Raw genomic sequence first — 20,435 nt, forward strand, 5'->3', positions numbered from 1 at the left:
ATGACAACAATTCGAGAAATTGCGCGCCTTTCAGGATCTTCAGTTACGACTGTTTCGCGTGTGATTAATCATCATCCTTATGTTTCTGAAGAAAAACGACTGAAAATCCAAGCAATTATCGATGAGTTGGGCTATAAGCCCAATATATTAGCGAGAAATCTTAGCTTTGGGAAAAGTAATACATTAGGTGTCATGGTTCCTTATACGAATCAACCTTATTTTGATGCTATTTTAAGTGGGATTATCCACCAAGCATTTCAACAAGGGATGATGGTCAGTTTATTACCAACGGATTATGATAAAGAAGTTGAAAAAAGTTACTTGGAAAAAATGGCCACGGGTGCGTTTGATGGCATAATTGTTTTGTCAAAGGCAAATCCTTTAAGTGTGTTTGCTCCGTATAAAGAGCAAGTTGTTTTTTGTGAAAAAATAGAAGACCCTAGTTATGCTAGTATCTATATCGATCGTTTAACCGTTTATCGGCGGGTCTTCCAAGCGTTGAAACAACAAGGATGTAGTGAAGTGGCAATTACGATTAACCGTGCACCAGAAAAAAGTACAAGCGCACGCTATTTAGTTGACGCATATCAGGAAATTTATGGAGCGATTCCTGAAAATCGGTTATTTAAGGACTGTTTAACCTATGAAGATGGGTGTGAAGTAGGACGTCACTGTGGGCAAGATCCAACGCTCCAAGCGGTTGTGACCAACGGTGATGAAATTGCCGCAGGGATTCAAGCCGTTATTGAAAGACCACTCTTTTTAGTGGGACAGGAACAAACTTTATTAAGTGAAATTTTAAATTTTTCAACAATCTGTCATCCATTAATGGAATTAGGGGAAAAAGCCACACATTTATTTCAAGAAAAACGGCCGAAAACGATTCAATTGACTTCTACATTTATTAATCGACAACCAGATTTTTCTTTTTCTTAGAAAAAAGCTGGTTGTTTTTTTCTTTGGTAGAATAAGGTTTTTCGCTAAAAAATAAAAAAACTTACAAAAAGTAAGACAAAAAGCTTTACTTACTTTTAGTAAGGTAGTATAGTAAGCATGTAAACAAAATTAAATGAATTTACTGAGGAAATTCGAAAGGATGAACATATTATGTCAAAATTTACTGAAATGATGAAAAACCGTCGTTCAATCTATGCTTTAGGAGAAAACTTACCAATTTCAAAAGAAGAAGTAACTGCTTTAGTAAAAGAAGTTGTTAGAGAAAGTCCAACAGCTTTTAACTCTCAAACACAACGCGTGGTGTTCTTATTCGGCGATGCTCACAAAAAATTATGGGCAATGACTGAAGATGCCTTAAAACCATTAACTCCAGCAGAAGCATTTCCAAACACACAAGCTAAATTACAAGGTTTTGCAGCTGGTGCGGGTACAATTTTATTCTTTGAAGATACAGATATCGTGAAAAACTTACAAGATAGCTTCCCATTATATGCGGATAACTTCCCTGTTTGGTCTGAACAAGCAACTGGTTTAACACAAGCGAACGTTTGGACTGCCTTAGCGCAAGAAAATATTGGCGCAAACTTACAACACTACAACCCAGTCATTGACGAAGCGGTTGCTGCAGAATGGTCAATTCCTGCAAACTGGAATTTGCGTGCACAAATGGTCATTGGTTCCATTGAAGCGCCAGCTGGCGAAAAAGAATACATGGAAGATAGTGCTCGTTTTAAAGAATTCAACTAAATCATTGCTTTAGTAAAACGAAGAGGAAAGGAGTGAAAGCAAATGGTTCAAGCATTACCAAGTAATATTGGGATTCAACAAGTCACTTTGAAAGTGGCTGATTTAGATAAAATGGTAAACTTTTATACGAAAACAATTGGCTTAAAACTTTTAAAACAAGGAGAGGGACGTGCTTGGCTAGCGCCACAAGGCACCAACGATGCAATTCTTGTCTTAAAAGAACTAACAGCTGGGGAAGAAAATCAGGGTACCACTGGCTTGTACCATATTGCTTTCCTGCTACCAACCCGCAAAGATTTAGGCAATATGTTGCTGTGGCTTTTGCAGGAAAATGTGCAAATTGGCGCAGCAGATCATGGCTATAGTGAAGCCCTTTACTTAAGTGATCCAGAAAATAATGGCATCGAAATTTATTGGGATAAACCAGAAGAAGTCTGGGATATTCGTCCAAATGGTGAAATTATCGGTGTGACAGAAGAATTAGACGGTGATAGTTTAGCTGCAGAAGCTGACGGTCACTGGCTAGGAATTTCCGAAGGTTCTAAAATTGGGCACATTCATTTGAAAGTGGCCGATTTAGATACCACTGAAACGTTCTATAAAAACTTAGGGTTTGGCTTAAAGTCTAACTTTGGTCAACAAGCGAAGTTTTTTGCAGCGGGTCAGTACCATCATCATATTGGGACAAATACATGGAGCGGCAAACAGCTGCCAACAATTCAAGAAAATCAATTTGGCTTAGAAAATTACACCTTCCGTTTACCAACTGCGGCAGATTTAGAGATCGTCCAAGCCAATGCGGAAGAAGCAAAGTTACATTTTATTGCCAAAGATCATTTACTTGCGTTAGAAGATCCTAGCGGCATGATTATTCAATTTACCTATTAAAACCACTCTCAAACTAGCCCTTCGTTAGAAAATGAAGGACTAGTTTTTTTGTCTTTTTTTTGCATTATTTTGCATTTGTTTGCAAAATAATGCAAAAGATGCTATCTTTACTTAGAAGAGGTGAGGAAGCATGTTGATTGAAGAACGTTTAGCCAAGATTCAAAAAATAGTGAATAAACAAAAAAGTATTTCCATGGAAGCGTTAGCGGAGCAAGTCTCCGTTTCAAAAGATACTATTCGGCGAGATTTAATTCGTTTAGAAAAGGAAGGACATTTAAAGAGAACGCACGGTGGCGCTATCTCAGTGCAGTCTGAAGCAACTATTTATGATTATGCTCAACGAATAATGAAGCACCCAGAGAAAAAACAAGCGATTGCCCAAAAAGTTTGGGCAAATATTCCCAAACAAGCGTCCATTTTTTTTGATTCATCAACCACGGTGGAAGCAGCTATTCGAGCGATGGAAAATAGTCCGATTCACGCGATCACGAACTCTCTCAGTCATGCGCTACTTCTAGCGCAAATGGATCAGACAAAAATTACAGTATTACCTGGGCAACTGCATAAACAACAACTCTTTTTGTTTGGGGCAGAAACAGTCGCTAAGGTTGGGGAATTTGCCCCTGACTATACATTATTAGGTGTGTTTGCGTTATCTGAACAAGGATTATTTATTCACACAGAAGAAGAAGGTCAAGTCAAACGGCGAATGATTCAACAAGGCAAACAAGTCATTGCCTTAGCCGACCAAACGAAATTAAACAAAACGGGTTTATTTAAAATTTGCGAATTAACAGAAATTGATTGTTTAGTGACAGATACACGACCTGATGAAAAATTCTGTGAGCAGTTAGCGCAAGCAGGCGTAACGTTGATTGTCGCAGATGAATAATGGAGGATAATAATGAAGCGAAAAATTAATTATACACATATTGCTGAACCTACTGTTTTTGAGAATGTTTTTCCAACGTATTTGACGAATGAAACGATGATGGCGCGTAAGCAGAAAGTATTACAACGAATGGAAACAGAAAAATTCGATCAATTGGTCTTCTATGCAGACAAAGAGCATGGCAGTAATTTTGAATACTTAACTGGCTTTATTCCGAGGTTTGAAGAAGGACTCCTCGTGTTAAATAAGGATGGTGCGGCGACACTTATTTTAGGTAATGAAAATTTAAAACTGTGCCAACATGCCCGCATCTCAGCCGATTTAATTCATTATCCAGCTTTTTCGCTACCTAATCAACCAATGGCTGGAGAACAAAAGTTGTCGCAGATTTTTGAAACGCTTCTCGATGAAACTGCTCAAAAAATAGGTATCGTTGGGTGGAAAATGTTTACGACACAACAGCAAGAACCTGCTACTATGTTTGATGTGCCACATTTTATTGTCGAAGCACTGAAAAAAGCGCTGCCGAAAGAAGCTCGTTTACTAAATGGGACCCACTTATTGATTGGAGCAAAGGGGGCCCGCACAACAAATAATGCCAACGAATTGGCGCACTATGAATATGGGGCGAATTTGGCTTCTCGCAGTATGTTAAAGGCCTTAAATGCAATTGAAGTAGGACAGCGTGAAACGGACATTGGGGCTTTGTTAAATGATGAAGGTCAAACGCCGACGGTAGTAACCATTGCGGCAACTGGACAACGTTTTGAATATGCAAACATGTATCCGACTGCCAAAGAAATTCAGTTAGGTGATGCCTTATCATTAACTACAGGTTACAAAGGCGGCTTGTCTAGCCGAACAGGTTTTGTTATTGAAAACGAGCAGCAATTGCCAGAAGCGCAACGTGATTATTTAGAACGCGTAGCAAAACCCTATTTTCAAGCTGTCGTTCACTGGCTTGAAACCATTCGAATCGGACTGTTAGGGCGAGAAATGTACCAAGCGATTGAAGAACAGTTACCAAAAGAAAGCTATCACTGGCATTTGAATCCTGGGCATTTAGTTTCGGATGATGAATGGATGTCGTCGCCTATTTATCCAGATTCAGCCATTCGCTTGGAAAGTGGCATGCTCTTTCAAGTGGATATTATTCCTTCTGTACCTGGTTATACAGGGGTGAGTGCAGAAGAATGTGTGGCTTTGGCTGATGAAACACTGCAAAAAGAGATTCAGCAAACTTATCCAGACATGTGGCAACGGATTACGACACGCAAAGCCTATTTAAAGGAGACATTGAAGATTGACTTACCAACGGAGGTTTTACCAATGTCTAATTTAGTTGGTTACTTACGGCCTTTTTATTTAGCTAAAGACAAAGCTTTGTGTGTAGAAAAACCAGCGCTTAAATGAATAGGCTCCTTTTTTTGAGTTTCTTTTGGGCCTTATTTATAATCAATATAGCGAAGGAAGAATACCAGAAGAGAGGCGTGATGGTAAATGCACTATCCTGAACATCTGAAACAAGCAGTTTTAGCTAAAGCGAAAGTCTTACCATTAGAAGGTTTTGTGGAAGGGCAAGGTCCGCAACAGCCAAAAGTGATGTTGATTGGGGAAGCCCCTGGAAAAGAAGAAATTAAAGAAAACGTACCATTTATAGGGCGTTCAGGTCAATTGTTGATGGAACAATTACAACAAGTTGGCTTAAGTCGTGAAACGGTGTATATCACCAGTGCGGTTAGGAGTCGGCCTTTTTCTGTAAAAACAAAACAGATTGCAAAAACGGGAGAAAGAGTAACCAAGTTTCCTAATCGAACGCCCACCAAAGAAGAAATCAAAATTTTTGCGCCTTTGCTTGATTGGGAAATCGCTGTTTGCCAACCTGAACTAATTTTGACACTGGGGAATATTGGGTTGCAACGACTTTTAGGACCAAAGCCAACAATCACTGCAGTGCACGGAACGGTCATTCAGTCGCCCATTCAAACATTTGATGAGCAATCCCAAAACTATCATTGGACGCAGAAAACCTATCAAATCATTCCACTCTTCCATCCAGCGGCTGTCTTTTATAATTATCGTTTAAAAGAAGTCGTGAAAGAAGATTGGCAAGTGGTTCAAAAACAACTGCAACTGCTTAAGAAAGTTTAAAATGAGAAAAATAGAAGGATGGTTGTTTTTTCGAAGAGAGAATGCTACCCTAGAAGTATCAATAAATAGACAGATTATTTAATCGCTGGGTTGAATAATTGAAGGATTCTGATTTTTGCGTAAGCCTTGAAGCAAAAAGAATGAGTCCTTTTTTTGTTAGAAGGAGATTTGGGTATGGAGCAAACACAGCAAAACCATTTTACTGCGTTGTTTTATAAAAATGTTCTGTTAGGAATTTTAAGTATGGCGGCGCAATCAATTTTTATTTTGGCGGACACATTTTTCATTGCAAATGGGATTGGCACCGAGGCGTTGGCGGGGCTTAACATTGTCTTACCACTCGTTAATATTATTAATGGATTAGGTTGGATGTTTGGGGTTGGCGGCGCTACGTTATTTTCGACCACGGTTGCGCAAAAAGAAATCAAAAAAGCCAATCAGTATTTTAGTTTAACGATTGGGTTAGTTTTCGTTATAGGGAGTCTCTTTACTTTAGTGAGCTTGATTTTTTCCGATCAAATTATTCGGGGACTTCAGGGGACCGGTGTCTTGTTTGGTTTGGCAAAGGAATATTATATGATTTACCTTAGCTGTTCATTATTATTTATTTTAAACAATTGCCTGATTACTTTTTTAAGAAATGACCATAATCCTCGTTTGGCAACGATTGCTTTTGTCAGTGGGGGAATTGTCAATATTATTTTGGATTATGTCTTTATTTATCAATTTGGGTGGGGCATGGCAGGCGCGGCCATTGCAACGGTGATGTCACCGTTAACAAGCTTAATCCTGATTACGTTGCATAAGTGGTCGCCGCAACGAGTTTTACGTTTTGAAAAGTTTAAAGTGAAATTTCAGGATGTTCGAGAAATTATGTCGATTGGTTTTTCTTCCTTTTTAAATGAATTTTCTTCGGCCTTTGTCATGTTTTTATTTAATATTGTTTTGTTAAACTTAGTTGGTCATGTGGCGATTTCAGCTTATGCGATTGTTGCCAATCTCAATATTATTGTGATTGCCATTTTTACAGGGATTGGGCAAGGGGCGCAACCATTACTCAGCCGATACTATGGTTTAGGGGAAACGAAGGTGTTGCGTAAATTTGTTAAACTTAGCTTTATTACGTACTTGGTCGCCGGCTTCCTGTTCTTTTTAATCAGTCAAGTGTTTACGGGACAAATTATTGAGGTCTTTAATAGCGAAGGGAACGACCAGTTGGCGCAAATTGCTAGGACAGCCATCCGCTTATATGCGATTTCCTTCTTGTTTACAGGATTGAATTTTATGGGGATTTATTACTTTTCGGCAGTTCGTAAACCGAAAATGGCGCTAATGATTTCCTCTTTGCGTGGGTTCTTTTTAATTGTGCCAGTTTTATTTATTTTGGTGAAATTACTAGGATTAACCGGTGTTTGGTTAGCCATGCCTGTGGTTGAATTTGTTACGTTTGGACTAATGCTTGTGGGCTACCTTGCGTATCGAAACTATTTGAAAAAAAGAGAAACAGTAACCTGATGTTGGTTACTGCTTCTTTTTTGCTTAGTTTACATAGTTTTCAGTTAAAGTCATGAATTGTTCCACATCTTTTAGGACTTGATCAATGCCGGCTTGCCAGAAATCAGGTTTTGTTAAGTCAACATTTAAATGTTTTTTCGCTAATTCTTCGCTTGTCATCGAAGCAGTGTCTCTTAATAACGCAATGTATTGGTCTTCAAAAGAGCTGCCTTGTTGATTGGCATACGCATAGATACCCATGCTGAATAGATAGCCAAAAGTATATGGGAAATTATAGAAAGGCACATCATCAATAAAGAAGTGCAATTTGCTCGCCCAGAAATGAGGATGATAACTGCCAAGACTATCTTTGTAGCTTTCTTTTTGCGCCGCTAACATTAATTCAGTAATATCTTCTTCCGCTACTAAACCTTTTTGGCGCGCTTGATAAAAATTATTTTCAAAGATAAAACGTGCATGAATGTTCATAAACATGGCAATGGCATTTTGCATTTTTGTGTCTAAAAGGTTAATCTTTTCAACGTCTGATTTGGCCTCTTTTAAGGTAGCGTCAGCAACAATCAATTCTGCAAAGGTACTAGCTGTTTCTGCTACGTTCATGGCATACTCTCGATTCAATGAAGGTAAATCCCACATCACGCTACTATGGAAAGCGTGACCTAATTCATGGGCTAAAGTAGCTACTTCGTTGATTGAATTGCCAAAGGTCATGAAAATCCGCGACTCTTGTGTTTCAGGTAATTCTGTACAATAACCCCCAGGACGTTTGCCTGGACGATCTTCAGCTTCAATCCAACTTTTTTCAAAAGCCATTTGGGCAAAATCGGCCATTTTCGGACTGAATTTACGGAAATTTTCTAAAATAAAGGCAGCGGCTTGATCAAAGGAATACGTTTTTTCTTCTAAATCACCTAAAATAATTGGCGCATCTTGGTCTTGCCAATCCATTTTTTCTTTGCCGAATAATTGCGCTTTGCGCGTTAGAAAGTCGACGAATGGTTGTTTATTTTTTTGGATGGTTTCCCACATAACCGTTAATGTTTCTTGACTCATTCGATTATAGTTTAAGGGATTTTCTAAATAATCTGTAGTGCCATGCAATTTGTAATCAGATAAACGGAACCCATCTAAGTGATTTAGGGTGTCTGCTAAAATTGAAGCTTTGCCACTCCAAGCTTTCTCCCAGGCTGTAAACAAACGTTGACGAACCTCTTTGTCAGGATCTCCCATCATGCGGTTAAAGGCTTGGCCTGCAGATAGTTCTGTCACAGAGCCATCTTTTTCTTCAAAAGGAATCACGATGGAAGCAACAATCGTATCGTAATGTGTACTCCAAGCATTTAACCCATCTAGAGAAAGCGTATTGATGATATTTTCTTCTTGTTCGGAAAGCAGTTTTTTTCCATCACGGCGTAATTCATTTAAGCGAAAAGCCATTGTTTTGAACGGTTCTTCGGCTAACAGGGCTTGCCAATGTTCTGCTGAAATCTCGGTGATTTTTTTAGTAAAAATGGTTTCAGCTAATTGAATCGCTGGCAAAAGATTGTATAAATCGCCTGATAAAATTTTGGCCTTGGTGTCATTAGTATTAGCAGAAATTAAAGCAGTTAAATAACTATTACATTGTGAAAAGCCATTTGAGATTTTCCCTTGTAACGTTAAGATTTCAGCAAATTGTTCTTTGCCTTGGGCACTTTCTGGTGTCCATTCTGTGATTAATTGATGGTACTCTTTTGTTTGTTCGGTTAATTGAGTCATTCGTTGGCTAAGTTCTTTGGACTCGCTCCCATTGGGGAAAATACTGTCTAAATCCCATGTAATAGAATAGGTCATATCCAATCCTTCTTTCATTTTTTTCTTTTCAGTATATCATAAGACCTAAGAGAAGTTGTTTCTTTTTCCCTCGAAACCGACTATAATAAAAAAGAATTTTCCGTGGCAGGCACGGGGCAACTTGAAACCAAGAAAAGAGGATTATATGAAAAATTATTTGAAAGATAGTAATTTATATTTAGTCATTGCGTTTGTTATTATGGCCATTTTATTTTTCAGTTCATCACAGACATATGAACAGCAATCACAAGTTGGTCTTTTAGATAAACTTCTGAGCAGTCATCCTTTTGAAGAACAATTAAAAAATATTTCTTTTCAATATGCTGGCAGTGAAGTGAGCATTCAAGCTAGTGGTTATAGTAAATTTGTTGAATTTTTTATTCGTAAGGGAGCCCATTTTGGTACGTATTTTCTATTAGGTGGTAGTTGGTTTATTGGATTAGTACCAAGAATCAAAGGTCTGTTTTTAACAGCTGTTGTTTCCTGGCTAGCTGCTACTGGCTATGCAGGTTTAGATGAATTTCATCAAATGATCACAGGCGGAAGGACCCCTCTTTTTCAAGATGTTATGTTGGATGCCATGGGTGCTTTGACAGCCATCGTTATTTGTTTGGTGGTTCATGGTTTGAAGAAAAATAAAAAAAGAAGACGCTAATTTAGAAGAGCTTCGTTTATTCGTCAGAAAGGTGGATAAGCGAGGGTCTTTTTTTGTAGCGCTTGTTCCTAACTGAAAAGAAGAGTAGAATAAAGGAGAATAGTAACGAAAAGTCAGGAGGAATCAAGGATGTCAGGACACAGCAAATGGAGCAACATTCAAGGGCGTAAAAATGCACAAGATGCCAAACGTGGGAAAATTTTCCAAAAAGTTTCAAGGGAAATCTATATGGCGGCAAAAGCAGGTGGCCCTGACCCCACAATGAATCCTGCTTTACGTTTAGCAGTCGATAAAGCTAAGTCAGCCAATATGCCCAATGATAATATTGCGCGCGCCATAAAAAAAGCCAGTAGTGCTGGTGAAGGGGAACATTATGACGAGGTAACTTATGAAGGATACGGGCCAGGTGGCGTGGCAATTTTAGTTCATGCACTAACAGATAACCGCAACCGAACGGCCACCAATGTTCGCGTCGCGTTTACTCGAAATGGTGGCTCTTTAGGTGAAACGGGTTCGGTGAATTATATGTTTGATCGTAAAGGCTATATTGTCATTAAGAGAGAAGATCATGCAATTGAGGAAGACGACATGCTAGAAGTTGTTTTGGAAGCAGGCGGCGAGGATTTAGAAACATCACCAGAAGTATTTGAAATTTACACAGCACCAGAAGATTTTACAGCGGTTCGCGATGCTTTAGAACAAGCAGGTTATTCATTAGCACAAGCTGAATTAACAATGGTTCCGCAAACCTTACTAACCTTGAACGATGAACAAAAAGCGCAATTAGAGCGTTTGGTTGACAAGTTAGAAGACGATGATGATGTGTCAGAAGTATTTACCTCTGCAGAAAATCTATAAAATAAAGGGATGCTTGGCGTCCTTTTATTCATAAAATGAAAGCGGATACAGAATGGAGGGCATTTTGAAAAAGAGAATTTGTTTACAAGCAATCAGGGAAGAAGCGGAAGCCTATTATCGTAACGGTGATTTTTATTGCTCGGAAGCGATTGTGGCGACCATTCGGCAACACTTCGATGCGGAGATTCCCATTGAAGCTGTGGCCATGGCTTCTGGGTTTCCTGTAGGTGTTGGAGGAGCGAAGTGTATTTGTGGTGCTCTTTCAGGCGGGGTTATGTGTCTGGGCTACTTTTTTGGTCGGACAGAAGCCAAAGGAGAACAAGTAAATAAAACGATGGCTTTAGCCAACGAATTGCATCAAAGTTTTCGACAAAAGCATCGAGTGGTTTGCTGCAGTATTTTGACAAGTAAAATGACGATGGGTTCACCTGAGCATATGGAACAATGCATTGGCTTTACTGGAGAAATTGCTGAAACAACCGCAAAAATTATTGCACGAGAACTTGCTTACGAATTAGTCTAGTAAAAATGAGAGAGGAGCAACCAGATTCAGGTGAATGAATCTGGTTGCTCCTCTCTCATTTAATGCGTAATCAATTAACCAAGTACTTTTTCATAAGCTTCCACTTGAGATAAGACACGTTGGAGCTGTAATTCATTTTCAATATAGTTGATTGAATTACCTAAATCTTCTTGGCGGTTTGTTTCTAAACGATCGACTTCTTTTTTTGCTTCGTTCAATAAGTGTAGAACTTCTTCCTTAGATAACATGTACTCACCTCCTTGCGCAGTTCATCTACTATTAGTGTACTCCTTTTTTTCAAAAAAGGGCAATAATAGGATATTAAAAAACAAAAATAGCGGTTAGAACCGCTATTTTTGTTTACTCATGGCGTTGTTGTGCTAAAATCGCTTCGATTCGTTCTCTTTGATCTGCCAAAAAGTGAGGCAAATAAAGGGGGATTTCATCAAAGTTTGAACTTTGATTTTCATAGGCTTCGGCATCTAGCAGGCCTTTTTGTGTGGCTACTTCAAATAACAAGTGGTTCGGTTCTCTAAAATACAATGATTTGAAAAATTCGCGGTCTTTAATTCCTGAGTTTGTAAAATTCTTTTCCTCTAACAGGCTATCAACTTGCGTTAATTCTTGCGTATCTTCCACCCCAAAGGCGACGTGATGAACGCCACCAATTCCTTCAATGGCAAGCGGATTGGTACGGTCATCAATGATGTGCACCTCTTGATAAAACTGTGGATGATGATTTTCCAGAACGGTTACTTCATGCGCAGTTTCAAAAAAAGGTACTGTTTCTTTTTCATGCCAATGTAAATAATCCACTAAAGGTTGTTTAGTAGCTGCGGCATATTGGACGCGTAATTGAATTGCATCAATGCCTAAAATTGCATGTTCTACTGGAATTTCGGAATGCTCAGCTGGAAAATAATCTTCCGCATTTTCAAATTCACGTAACGGAACAAGCGCCATTTGCGTATTATCGGGCGCTTCAAAACGCAAAATTGGGTGTTGGTTAAATGTTTCCACACCATAGTGGCAGATACCCGCTTGCTCAAGACGTTCTGCCCAAAAATCCAAAGAGGCGCGCGTTGGTACTTTTAAAATAGTTCGTTCAATTGTATTTGTCCCAAAGGATTGATCTTGGCCATCATTCAATTCAAAAAAAGTTAATTCGGTACCTGTTCGTTGCTCATTATCTGAGAAAAACAAGTGATACATGGTGTGGTCATCTTGGTTGATCGTTTTCATTAGTAATTTTAATCCCAGTGTATTATGATAGAAGTCAAATGTAGGCTTTATCAATCGATTTAAAATAGAGATGTGATGAATTTGTGCATACATAGTAAAATTCCTTTCTTGGAGGTTTATTAAATGAAACAATTTTTTCAAAAAGGGTCGAAACCTAATCAATTAGTTGTCGCTTTCCATGGTACTGGTGGCAATGAATATCAATTATTAACCACCATCGCAACCCTTTATCCAGAAGCGAGTGTTCTAAGTTACTTAGGGACAGAAGGTGTAGGCGAACAGCGACGCTTTTTTGCGCCATTAGTTAATGGAGCCTTACCTCGTGCTAACTTTGATGAGCGAGTGACGGCGTTTCTAGAAGAAGTTTGGCAACCGCAAAAGTTATACGATGAAGTTATTTTTATAGGGTACTCTAACGGTGCCAATTTTATTTTAGGCCTGTTAGAAAAGAACCCGACTATTGCTAACACTGTTATTTTACTGCATCCAAGCAATTTAGGCTATCAATATGTATCTGGTGAGTTTGCGACAAAAGTGATTGTCACAACAGGGGCTCAGGATGAGTTGAGTATTCCGGGACAAGTTCTTTCTTTAGCTAATCAATTAAAGAAACATTTTCCAGTCGACTTTTTACTAGTGGATGGCGGTCATGGCTTATCAGAAGAAGAAGTAACGAAAATAAAAGAAGTTCTTTAAAAAAACAAGCTGCAACCTTTGCTGATAAGTGGTTGCAGCTTGTTTTTTTCATGTGTGTTTAAATGATTTAGTTCTTTTTATTAATGAAAGCTTCCGCAAGGGCAAAGTCTCCTGCGTAAGGTTCATCTACGCCGTTTACTTTTTGATAAAGGTCGGCACCTTTACCAGCTAAGACAATCGCATCATCAGCCGTTGTGCTTAAAGATAATGCGTGAGCAATTGCTTCGCCACGATCTAAAACGGTGTAAACAGGCATTTCTTTGGTAATATGGGCTTGAATTTCTTGGCAAATTTTTGCTGGATCTTCACTGGCTGGGTCATCGGTTGTTAGGACTGCAACATCAGCCAATTCAGAAAGAACCGTACCAAAGTCTTTACGGCGAGAAATCGCTTTGTCTCCTGTGCTACCGACAAGAACAATTAAGCGGCCGTCAGGATGTTCTTCACGGACAAAGGTTAAAAGATTCTTCAAACTGTCATAGTTATGAGCGTAATCAACATAGACGGTTGCACCGTTGGTATTCGTTAAAGATTCCATCCGGCCAGGGACGGTGGTTGCTGCGATCCCTTGTTGACACTCTTCTTTTGAAGCTCCCACAAGGACACTAGCAATCGCCGCACTTAACGCATTACCTTTGTTAAAATCACCACCTAAACGAAGGTGATAAGAGCCGGCTAATCCTAACGCATCTGCAGGACTTTCAACGATAAAACGTAAGGAATCCTCTGAAGAAACAGCGAATGAATAGTCAACTTCTGGAGCCGGCTGACTGCCATAGACAATGGCTGGGACTTTTTGCTGTTGTGCAGTTTCTTTAAGTAATGGAAAATAATCAGCTTCGTGATTCAACACAATGACTTTAGAATGTGTAATCAATTGACGTTTGCAATAAAAGTAATCGTCAAAGGTTGGATGTTCAATTGGACTGATATGGTCGGGTGTAATGTTTAAAAAAATGCCGACATCAAAAAATAACTTGTAGACACGATTAGTTTTGTAGGCTTGGGAAGAAACTTCCATAATAAAATGAGTCATCCCGTTAGCAACAGCGGTTGCCATCATTCGATACAAGTCCAAAGATTCGGGTGTAGTCAAGGCAGATTTAAAGAATGTTTTGCCATCTAATGTCGAATTCATGGTAGAAAGCAAGGCTGTTTTTTGTTGTGTAGCAACATCTAAAATATATTTGGTGAAATAAGCCGCTGTTGTTTTACCTTTGGTTCCAGTAAAGCCAATCAGTTTTAATTTATTTTGTGGATAATCATAAAAAGCCATGCTTAACACAGCCATTGCTTTTTTAATGTCAGTCACGATAATTCCTAGTTGCGCCGGAACCTCATAAGGCACCTCAGAAACATAAATTTCCAGGCCGTCTTTTACAGCATTTTCTAAATAGATTTCTTTAAAGTTTAATCCTTTACAAAAAAAGAGTGTTTCTGCTGTTACGTCTCTCGAATCGTAAGAAAGAGCCGTTACTTCTCGTTGACCTAACGTGTCGGAAAGGGTCAAGTGCCAGCCTTCTGGTGAAATAAATTCTTTTAATAAATCTTCTTTTTCTAAGCAATCGCGAATTGCGAATAATGAAATCGTCACTTTTTTTGCCTCCAAACGTTTCAACGAAATTTCAAAACTGATGTCATTATAGCATTATTTTTCTTTTAAAAAAACCATCTCGTTAGCGTGAGAAAATCCATGAGAAATGTTAAAATAGGATAATTCTTCGAGAAAGTCGTTGCATATCCCAAGATGAACAATTAAAATAAAGAAAGCATACTCAAAGAATATTGGAGGACAAAATGATCAATCAACCAAATTCAGTTGATCAACCAATCCTGACGAACCAAGAAAAAATGGTCAAAGGCTCAGCTTGGATGACAGCTAGTAATATTATCTCCCGCATGTTAGGGGCGATTTACATCATCCCCTGGTACGCTTGGATGGGCGAGCACGGAAACGAAGCGAACAGTTTGTTTTCAATGGGGTATACGATTTATGCCTTATTCCTAATGATCTCTACCGCCGGAATTCCAGGTGCGATTGCCAAGCAGACCTCGCATTATAATTCATTGAACGAATATAAAATTAGTCGACAGCTTTTTTATCGTGCCTTACAACTAATGGGTGGCTTAGGTGTGGTTTTTGCTATTGTGATGTATTTGGCATCTCCGGCATTAGCAGCTTTGTCTGGCGGAGGACCTGAATTAGTTCCAACGATGCGTTCATTAAGTTTAGCCGTTTTAGTTTTCCCAAGCATGAGTGTCATTCGCGGTTATTTCCAAGGAAATCAAGAAATGATGCCCTTTGCTTTATCACAAATTGTTGAACAAGTAGCACGAGTGTTTTACATGTTATTAACCGCTTTTATTATCATGAAAGTCTTTGAAGGTAATTACGTTACGGCGGTGACTCAAGCCACTTTTGCGGCATTTATTGGGATGCTCGCAAGTTTTGCGGTTTTAGGTTATTACATGTACAAACAAAAACCATTATTTGATTATTTAGAAGAACACAGCGCCAATGAACATGAGATTGCCCCAAAAGAGTTATTGATTGAAACTTTTAAAGAGGCGATTCCTTTTATCGTAGTTGGCTCAGGAGTGACGGTCTTTAAACTTGTCGATCAGTTTACTTTCTCAAACTTTATGCGTTTGTTTACGGATTATTCAGATACCCAATTACGAGAGCTTTTCGGTATTTTTAATGCTAATCCGGACAAATTAACCATGATTGTCGTGGCTTTAGCGACTTCGATTTCGGCTACTGGATTACCGTTAATTACAGAAGCGGTCACCTTAAAAAATCACCGTGAGTTAGCGCGTTTGATTAGTAATAATTTACAACTTTTTGTGTTTGTAATGTTGCCAGCAACGTTTGGTATGATTGTTTTAGCGCAACCACTATACACTGTTTTTTACATGCCAGATGCTTTAGGCACTTCTTTATTAGTGCAAGCTTGTTATGCTAGTTTATTCTTGGGCTTGTATATGTTAGTGTCAAATATGTTAATGGGGATGTATGAAAATCGTGACGCAATGCGTTATTTAGGAATTGGTTTAGCAGTGAAATTAATCGTGCAATTCCCCGCAATCCGTTTATTTGAAGTTTACGGTCCGTTATTAGCAACGATGATTGGCTTTACGGTTTCTTGCGTATTGATTCTAAGAAGAATTCGTCAAGTGACACGTTTTAATTACAAATTAACCTTACGGCGAACATTGTTAATGTTCTGTATTACAGTCATCATGATGATTATCGCTTTGATTTTCCGTCAGTTCTTGTATCTATTTTTAGATCCAACTAGACGTTTCCAAGCCTTCATTATCGTTGTAATTGTGGCTGCTGCAGGAGGCGCTTTTTATGGCTATTCGGTCTTGAAGATTCGCTTAGCTGATCGTTTATTAGGGAAAAATGCCGCAAAATTACGTGCAAAATTCAATATTAAATAATAGCTGATTGAACTACTTTCAGCAGATTCTCTTAAGAGACAAGGCTTGAGACATCGATCGATTCGATTTATGTCCCAAGCTATTTTTTTAAAGGAAAGAGGAATGACGATGCGTTTAGATAAATTTTTAGCCGATGTTGGTATCGGTAGTCGTAAAGAAATCAAACAATTGTTAAAGAAAAAAGTCGTTACGGTGAATGGTGACGTCGTAAAAGAAGCCAAAACACAAGTAAATGAAGAAACAGATCAAATTGCCTTGATGGGAGAAATTCTTACGTATCAGAAATTCTTTTATTACATGTTGCATAAACCACAAGGTGTCATTTCTGCGACAGAAGATCAGCGAGATGAAACGGTAATTGACTTGTTAACTAATCAGGATTACCGTGCCGACTTGTTCCCAGTTGGTCGCTTGGATAAAGATACTGAAGGCTTGCTTCTGTTAACAAATGATGGTCAGTTAGCGCATCAATTATTATCACCCAAAAAGCATGTGGATAAAGAATATTTAGCTGAAGTTGAGGGACTTGTGACAGCGGATGATTGTCAACTGTTTGCGCAAGGATTTGCCTTGAAAGATGGAGAAATGGTTAAACCAAGTCGCTTAGTCATTGAGACGATCAATGAGGAAGAAGGGACTTCCGTAGTCCGTTTAGTGATTCAAGAGGGAAAATTCCATCAAGTCAAACGGATGTTAGCCACTGTAGGCAAACCTGTGACGTATTTAAAACGATTACGAATGGGCGAACTATGGTTAGATGAAACGTTAGAACTAGGGGAATATCGGCCCTTAACAGAAGCCGAATTGCAACAACTACAACCTAAACAATCATACCTCAATTAAAATAAACAAAAACCCAGCCCTTTCTGCGGAAAAGATAAAAAATTTCTCGAAAAATAGTGTCGGGTTTCTTTCTTTTTCTGCATAAAATGGTATGATTGACTATGTAGAACTTTATGAATAGGAGTGACAACAAATGACAATTGATTGGACAAAAGAAGTCGAAGCACGTAAAGACGACTTATTAGAAGATTTACAAAACTTATTACGGATCAACAGTGAACGTGATGATGCACAAGCAACACCTGAAGCGCCCTTTGGACCTGGGCCAGTTGCTGGCTTAAAACACATGTTAGCGTATGGTGAACGTGATGGCTTTACGGTGAAAAATGTCGACAATTACGCTGGACACATTGAATACGGCGAAGGCGACGAAACGTTAGGGATTTTTGGTCATATGGACGTTGTTCCTGCTGGTGATGGTTGGGAAACAGATCCTTATGAACCAGTCATTAAAGATGGCAAAATTTATGCACGTGGCGCGAGCGATGATAAAGGCCCAAGTATGGCTGCTTATTACGCAATGAAAATTATCAAAGAATTAGGCTTACCCGTGTCTAAAAAAATTCGTTTCGTAGTAGGAAGTGACGAAGAAAGCGGCTGGGGCGATATGGATTACTATTTCCAACATGAAGAAGCGCCAGACTTTGGTTTCTCACCAGATGCTGAGTTCCCAATTATCAATGGGGAAAAAGGAAATGTGACTATTCGTTTAACTTTCCGAGGCGGTAACGGCGCTGATTATAAATTAGAAAGCTTCAAATCTGGTTTACGTGAAAACATGGTTCCGGGAACAGCAGATGCTGTTGTAACGGCTGCTTCAGCAGACGAAGCGGCTTCACTAGCTGCTAGCTTTGAAACATTCATCAAACAAGAAGCAAAAATTTCAGGTAACGCAGAACTTTCAGATAAAACAGTGACTTTCCATGTAGTTGGTAAAGGTGCTCACGGGGCTAGCCCACAATCTGGAATTAACGCAGCGACTTTCTTGGCAACTTTCTTAAATGATTACAGCTTTGCAGAAGGCGCATATAGCTTTATTAATACCATTGCTGAATTTATCCATGAAGATTTTTATGGTGAAAAATTAGGCGTGGCTTTTGAAGACGAAAAAATGGGTAAATTGACAATGAACGCTGGGATTGTTAACTTTGATCCAGAAAACCCTGAAAATAGCTTAGTAACATTAAACTTCCGCTATCCAAAAGGAACTTCAGCAGAAGAATTACAAGCAAAAGTTCAAACAACAGTCGGTGAAACGGTCACTGCAACACAAGGAGATCGCAACCAAGAACCGCATTATGTACCAGTTGATGATCCATTGGTGGCAACGTTACTACAAGTTTACGAAGACCATACAGGCGAAAAAGGCCAAGAACAAATCATTGGTGGCGGTACTTATGGCCGCTTATTAAAACGTGGTGTTGCCTATGGCGCAATGTTCCCTGGCTACACAGACACAATGCACCAAGCCAACGAATTTATGGAATTAGATGACTTATTCCGAGCAGCTGCTATTTATGCAGATGCGATTTATCGTTTAGCGAAGTAAAGTAAAAAAGCTGTTTTCGATTTTCGAAAACAGCTTTTTTTTGCAATTTTTGCCTTTTAAAAACCCAAAATCAGAACCGTCAATTTACTGAAAATTTCTTGCAAATCAAAGGATCCCACGATACGATAAATAGGAGAAAACGCAATGAGTGAAACACTTATTGTTAACTATTTAATCAAAGGACGTGTGAAGATGAACGTAGAAGAATTAGTTCAAAAAGCAAAAGATTTAATTGGAGAAGGCAACGTGGAACATGCGCAACAATTCATTGAAGAACATAAAGATGAATTAGGCGAACACTATCATAAAATTACAGCGATGTTAGCTGATACAACGACCGATGGTTTGTTTGATAAAATTAAAGGATTGTTTCAATAGTTGAAAAAAATCTGAGATAAAAGTGTTTAGCTCCAAAAACCAAGTAGGTACGATGATTTCATCTGTTCATGCTTCACAGTGAAACATTGCAACTTTCGCCGTTTAACAGTTTTTGAGCGTGGAGCAAAAATCCAAAGTGATTTTTGTCCCACGCTCTTCTTTTTTTATTTAACTTTTAACCATTGTTTTGGCAACACATACGCAATTGGATTAAAAAGATAATCCGCTCCCCGTTTCACCACAGGCATATTCGTAATAGCTAAAATGAAGAGGGCTAAGAAGAAAAGTGCCAGGATTCGGAAAGTAAACCATTCTTTAAAGAGTGTGTCTAATTGTAAACCACTTTCCAACAGAATAATTAAGGGCATATGCAAGAGATAAGGGTAAAGGGTATCTTTTCCGAGGGCGCTTAAAGGTAACTTTCGTTTCGGCAATAATGCAAACCAAGAAAGAGACACCAATGCTGCAGCAACGTAAAAGAACAGCTGAATGAAACTACTGTATTCAAAGGCCGGACTAATTTCAGCGTAGGAAGCCCAACCAGTTAAGAAGCCCCAAAATTTCGTTGCCAATGACCATTGACTATTTACAAATAAAAAGGAGCTTAAAATTACACCTATCGCTGCCCATTTGACTTTGCGATGATCTAAAAAGGTTTGCAGCTTTTGAATATCCATTAAGTAGCCACAATAGAAGAAAGGGAAGAAGCCCAGAGTCCGTCCTAAAGACAAGAAATCTTCCACAGGTAAATAGCCTGAGGCGCAGCCGATAACAACGATAATTGGCAACATGATTTTCGGCTGAACGCGCTGAAGAAAGATGGTAATTAAGTAGAAACTTGCTAAGGAAAGTAAGTACCAAGGAACGCCCGTTTCGTTCAGTAAATCAAAATTCATTTTATTTGCAAAGGCGAAATTAGCAAGCGTAATCAACAACTTCGCTAAGAGATAAAGCCAAACAAAGGAAAGTAAACGGAGATATTTTCGTTGTTTAATGGCATGTTTACTGAAGAGTCCAGAGACAAAAATAAAGGCTGGCATATGGAATGAATAGATCCAAAAGTTGATCGTTTCCATGAGTCGTGAAGGAGAAGCTTCACGATCTAAAATATGCCCAAAAATCACTAAGAAAATTAAAAAAAGTTTCACGTTGTCCCATTTATAAATTCGCTTGTCGTTTTCCATAACGATCACTCCTTTTAGTAGAAAACAGTTCACTTTTGTTTAAGGCAGAAGAGGACAATTTTTCCATTCATTGAGTA

20 protein-coding genes are annotated in these 20,435 nt (G+C 38.8%); 15 read left to right on the forward strand and 5 right to left on the reverse strand.

Annotation, left to right across the window (positions count from 1 at the left end):
* The 7 genes from IGK03_RS01955 to IGK03_RS01985 all read left to right on the forward strand — a co-directional run bounded on the left by IGK03_RS01955 (position 1) and on the right by IGK03_RS01985 (position 7,150).
* The gene (locus tag IGK03_RS01955; RefSeq protein ID WP_430602431.1) at positions 1-936 is read left to right on the forward strand and encodes a LacI family DNA-binding transcriptional regulator; all 936 of its coding nucleotides are present in this window, start codon (positions 1-3) and stop codon (positions 934-936) included.
* Positions 937-1,107: 171 nt separating this feature from the next.
* Complete coding sequence (locus IGK03_RS01960; RefSeq protein ID WP_002355475.1) at positions 1,108-1,704, forward strand: nitroreductase family protein; 597 nt, start codon at positions 1,108-1,110, stop codon at positions 1,702-1,704.
* Between the two features lie 42 nt (positions 1,705-1,746).
* Positions 1,747-2,592: a VOC family protein gene (locus tag IGK03_RS01965; RefSeq protein ID WP_002355476.1), complete on the forward strand. Its 846-nt coding sequence runs from the start codon at positions 1,747-1,749 to the stop codon at positions 2,590-2,592.
* A gap of 130 nt (positions 2,593-2,722) precedes the next feature.
* Positions 2,723-3,484 carry a DeoR/GlpR family DNA-binding transcription regulator gene (locus IGK03_RS01970; protein ID WP_010777401.1) on the forward strand — a complete coding sequence of 254 codons (762 nt, stop codon included), beginning with the start codon at positions 2,723-2,725 and terminating at the stop codon, positions 3,482-3,484.
* Between the two features lie 12 nt (positions 3,485-3,496).
* The gene (locus tag IGK03_RS01975; RefSeq protein ID WP_016617064.1) at positions 3,497-4,897 is read left to right on the forward strand and encodes a M24 family metallopeptidase; all 1,401 of its coding nucleotides are present in this window, start codon (positions 3,497-3,499) and stop codon (positions 4,895-4,897) included.
* A gap of 87 nt (positions 4,898-4,984) precedes the next feature.
* Complete coding sequence (locus IGK03_RS01980; protein WP_033625570.1) at positions 4,985-5,635, forward strand: uracil-DNA glycosylase; 651 nt, start codon at positions 4,985-4,987, stop codon at positions 5,633-5,635.
* Positions 5,636-5,809: 174 nt separating this feature from the next.
* Positions 5,810-7,150 (forward strand): MATE family efflux transporter, encoded by a 1,341-nt coding sequence (locus IGK03_RS01985; protein WP_025193926.1) that lies wholly within the window; start codon positions 5,810-5,812, stop codon positions 7,148-7,150.
* A 24-nt stretch (positions 7,151-7,174) separates the two neighbouring features.
* Here the strand turns inward: IGK03_RS01985 and IGK03_RS01990 are convergent, their stop codons facing one another.
* Entirely contained in the window at positions 7,175-9,001 is a 1,827-nt protein-coding gene (locus IGK03_RS01990) for a M3 family oligoendopeptidase (protein ID WP_172616619.1), read from the reverse strand.
* Between the two features lie 127 nt (positions 9,002-9,128).
* Here IGK03_RS01990 and IGK03_RS01995 point away from each other — a divergent pair, with 127 nt between their 5' ends.
* The 3 genes from IGK03_RS01995 (at position 9,129) to IGK03_RS02005 (ending at position 11,019) form a co-directional block, all read left to right on the forward strand.
* Positions 9,129-9,638, forward strand: coding sequence for a VanZ family protein (locus IGK03_RS01995; protein WP_002366143.1), 510 nt, complete (start codon positions 9,129-9,131; stop codon positions 9,636-9,638).
* Between the two features lie 129 nt (positions 9,639-9,767).
* Entirely contained in the window at positions 9,768-10,496 is a 729-nt protein-coding gene (locus IGK03_RS02000) for a YebC/PmpR family DNA-binding transcriptional regulator (protein WP_010826373.1), read from the forward strand.
* A 52-nt stretch (positions 10,497-10,548) separates the two neighbouring features.
* Positions 10,549-11,019: a C-GCAxxG-C-C family protein gene (locus IGK03_RS02005; protein WP_002384891.1), complete on the forward strand. Its 471-nt coding sequence runs from the start codon at positions 10,549-10,551 to the stop codon at positions 11,017-11,019.
* A 74-nt stretch (positions 11,020-11,093) separates the two neighbouring features.
* Here the strand turns inward: IGK03_RS02005 and IGK03_RS02010 are convergent, their stop codons facing one another.
* Both IGK03_RS02010 and IGK03_RS02015 read right to left on the reverse strand, forming a co-directional pair.
* Entirely contained in the window at positions 11,094-11,267 is a 174-nt protein-coding gene (locus IGK03_RS02010) for a hypothetical protein (protein WP_002355495.1), read from the reverse strand.
* Positions 11,268-11,379: 112 nt separating this feature from the next.
* Entirely contained in the window at positions 11,380-12,354 is a 975-nt protein-coding gene (locus tag IGK03_RS02015) for a ring-cleaving dioxygenase (protein ID WP_002358652.1), read from the reverse strand.
* A 30-nt stretch (positions 12,355-12,384) separates the two neighbouring features.
* On the opposite strand from IGK03_RS02015, the gene IGK03_RS02020 reads away from it, so the two are divergent.
* Positions 12,385-12,957 carry an alpha/beta hydrolase gene (locus IGK03_RS02020; protein ID WP_002358653.1) on the forward strand — a complete coding sequence of 191 codons (573 nt, stop codon included), beginning with the start codon at positions 12,385-12,387 and terminating at the stop codon, positions 12,955-12,957.
* A 67-nt stretch (positions 12,958-13,024) separates the two neighbouring features.
* Here IGK03_RS02020 and IGK03_RS02025 read toward each other — a convergent pair whose 3' ends face one another.
* Positions 13,025-14,551 (reverse strand): UDP-N-acetylmuramoyl-L-alanyl-D-glutamate--L-lysine ligase, encoded by a 1,527-nt coding sequence (locus IGK03_RS02025; RefSeq protein WP_010775579.1) that lies wholly within the window; start codon positions 14,549-14,551, stop codon positions 13,025-13,027.
* A 203-nt stretch (positions 14,552-14,754) separates the two neighbouring features.
* Between IGK03_RS02025 and IGK03_RS02030 the strand changes: the two genes are divergently transcribed.
* From IGK03_RS02030 to IGK03_RS02045, 4 genes are all read left to right on the forward strand, one after another.
* Complete coding sequence (locus IGK03_RS02030) at positions 14,755-16,404, forward strand: putative polysaccharide biosynthesis protein (protein WP_002364837.1); 1,650 nt, start codon at positions 14,755-14,757, stop codon at positions 16,402-16,404.
* A 108-nt stretch (positions 16,405-16,512) separates the two neighbouring features.
* A complete protein-coding gene (locus IGK03_RS02035) occupies positions 16,513-17,247 on the forward strand; it encodes a pseudouridine synthase (RefSeq protein WP_049095970.1) in 735 nt (244 codons plus the stop codon).
* A 133-nt stretch (positions 17,248-17,380) separates the two neighbouring features.
* The gene (gene pepV / locus IGK03_RS02040; RefSeq protein ID WP_002371462.1) at positions 17,381-18,796 is read left to right on the forward strand and encodes a dipeptidase PepV; all 1,416 of its coding nucleotides are present in this window, start codon (positions 17,381-17,383) and stop codon (positions 18,794-18,796) included.
* A 144-nt stretch (positions 18,797-18,940) separates the two neighbouring features.
* Positions 18,941-19,174, forward strand: a complete 234-nt coding sequence (locus IGK03_RS02045; protein ID WP_002355504.1) for a hypothetical protein — start codon at positions 18,941-18,943, stop codon at positions 19,172-19,174.
* 164 nt (positions 19,175-19,338) lie between these two features.
* Here the strand turns inward: IGK03_RS02045 and IGK03_RS02050 are convergent, their stop codons facing one another.
* Entirely contained in the window at positions 19,339-20,358 is a 1,020-nt protein-coding gene (locus IGK03_RS02050; RefSeq protein ID WP_174125068.1) for an acyltransferase family protein, read from the reverse strand.
* Positions 20,359-20,435: the final 77 nt, after the last annotated feature.

Source organism: Enterococcus sp. DIV2453a (genome assembly GCF_050533535.1).
Lineage (GTDB): Bacteria > Bacillota > Bacilli > Lactobacillales > Enterococcaceae > Enterococcus > Enterococcus faecalis.

Bases quoted from the DNA above. Each gene is read 5' to 3' on its own strand.
- IGK03_RS02000 (WP_010826373.1), top strand. From the start codon at position 9,768: ATGTCAGGACACAGCAAATGGAGCAACATTCAAGGGCGTAAAAATGCA.
- IGK03_RS01985 (WP_025193926.1), top strand. From the start codon at position 5,810: ATGGAGCAAACACAGCAAAACCATTTTACTGCGTTGTTTTATAAAAAT.
- IGK03_RS02050 (WP_174125068.1), bottom strand. From the start codon at position 20,358: ATGGAAAACGACAAGCGAATTTATAAATGGGACAACGTGAAACTTTTT.
- IGK03_RS02015 (WP_002358652.1), bottom strand. From the start codon at position 12,354: ATGTATGCACAAATTCATCACATCTCTATTTTAAATCGATTGATAAAG.
- pepV (WP_002371462.1), top strand. From the start codon at position 17,381: ATGACAATTGATTGGACAAAAGAAGTCGAAGCACGTAAAGACGACTTA.
- IGK03_RS01955 (WP_430602431.1), top strand. From the start codon at position 1: ATGACAACAATTCGAGAAATTGCGCGCCTTTCAGGATCTTCAGTTACG.
- IGK03_RS01970 (WP_010777401.1), top strand. From the start codon at position 2,723: ATGTTGATTGAAGAACGTTTAGCCAAGATTCAAAAAATAGTGAATAAA.
- IGK03_RS02035 (WP_049095970.1), top strand. From the start codon at position 16,513: ATGCGTTTAGATAAATTTTTAGCCGATGTTGGTATCGGTAGTCGTAAA.
- IGK03_RS01990 (WP_172616619.1), bottom strand. From the start codon at position 9,001: ATGAAAGAAGGATTGGATATGACCTATTCTATTACATGGGATTTAGAC.
- IGK03_RS01995 (WP_002366143.1), top strand. From the start codon at position 9,129: ATGAAAAATTATTTGAAAGATAGTAATTTATATTTAGTCATTGCGTTT.
- IGK03_RS02005 (WP_002384891.1), top strand. From the start codon at position 10,549: ATGGAGGGCATTTTGAAAAAGAGAATTTGTTTACAAGCAATCAGGGAA.
- IGK03_RS01980 (WP_033625570.1), top strand. From the start codon at position 4,985: ATGCACTATCCTGAACATCTGAAACAAGCAGTTTTAGCTAAAGCGAAA.
- IGK03_RS02030 (WP_002364837.1), top strand. From the start codon at position 14,755: ATGATCAATCAACCAAATTCAGTTGATCAACCAATCCTGACGAACCAA.
- IGK03_RS01960 (WP_002355475.1), top strand. From the start codon at position 1,108: ATGTCAAAATTTACTGAAATGATGAAAAACCGTCGTTCAATCTATGCT.
- IGK03_RS02020 (WP_002358653.1), top strand. From the start codon at position 12,385: ATGAAACAATTTTTTCAAAAAGGGTCGAAACCTAATCAATTAGTTGTC.
- IGK03_RS02045 (WP_002355504.1), top strand. From the start codon at position 18,941: ATGAGTGAAACACTTATTGTTAACTATTTAATCAAAGGACGTGTGAAG.
- IGK03_RS01965 (WP_002355476.1), top strand. From the start codon at position 1,747: ATGGTTCAAGCATTACCAAGTAATATTGGGATTCAACAAGTCACTTTG.
- IGK03_RS02010 (WP_002355495.1), bottom strand. From the start codon at position 11,267: ATGTTATCTAAGGAAGAAGTTCTACACTTATTGAACGAAGCAAAAAAA.
- IGK03_RS01975 (WP_016617064.1), top strand. From the start codon at position 3,497: ATGAAGCGAAAAATTAATTATACACATATTGCTGAACCTACTGTTTTT.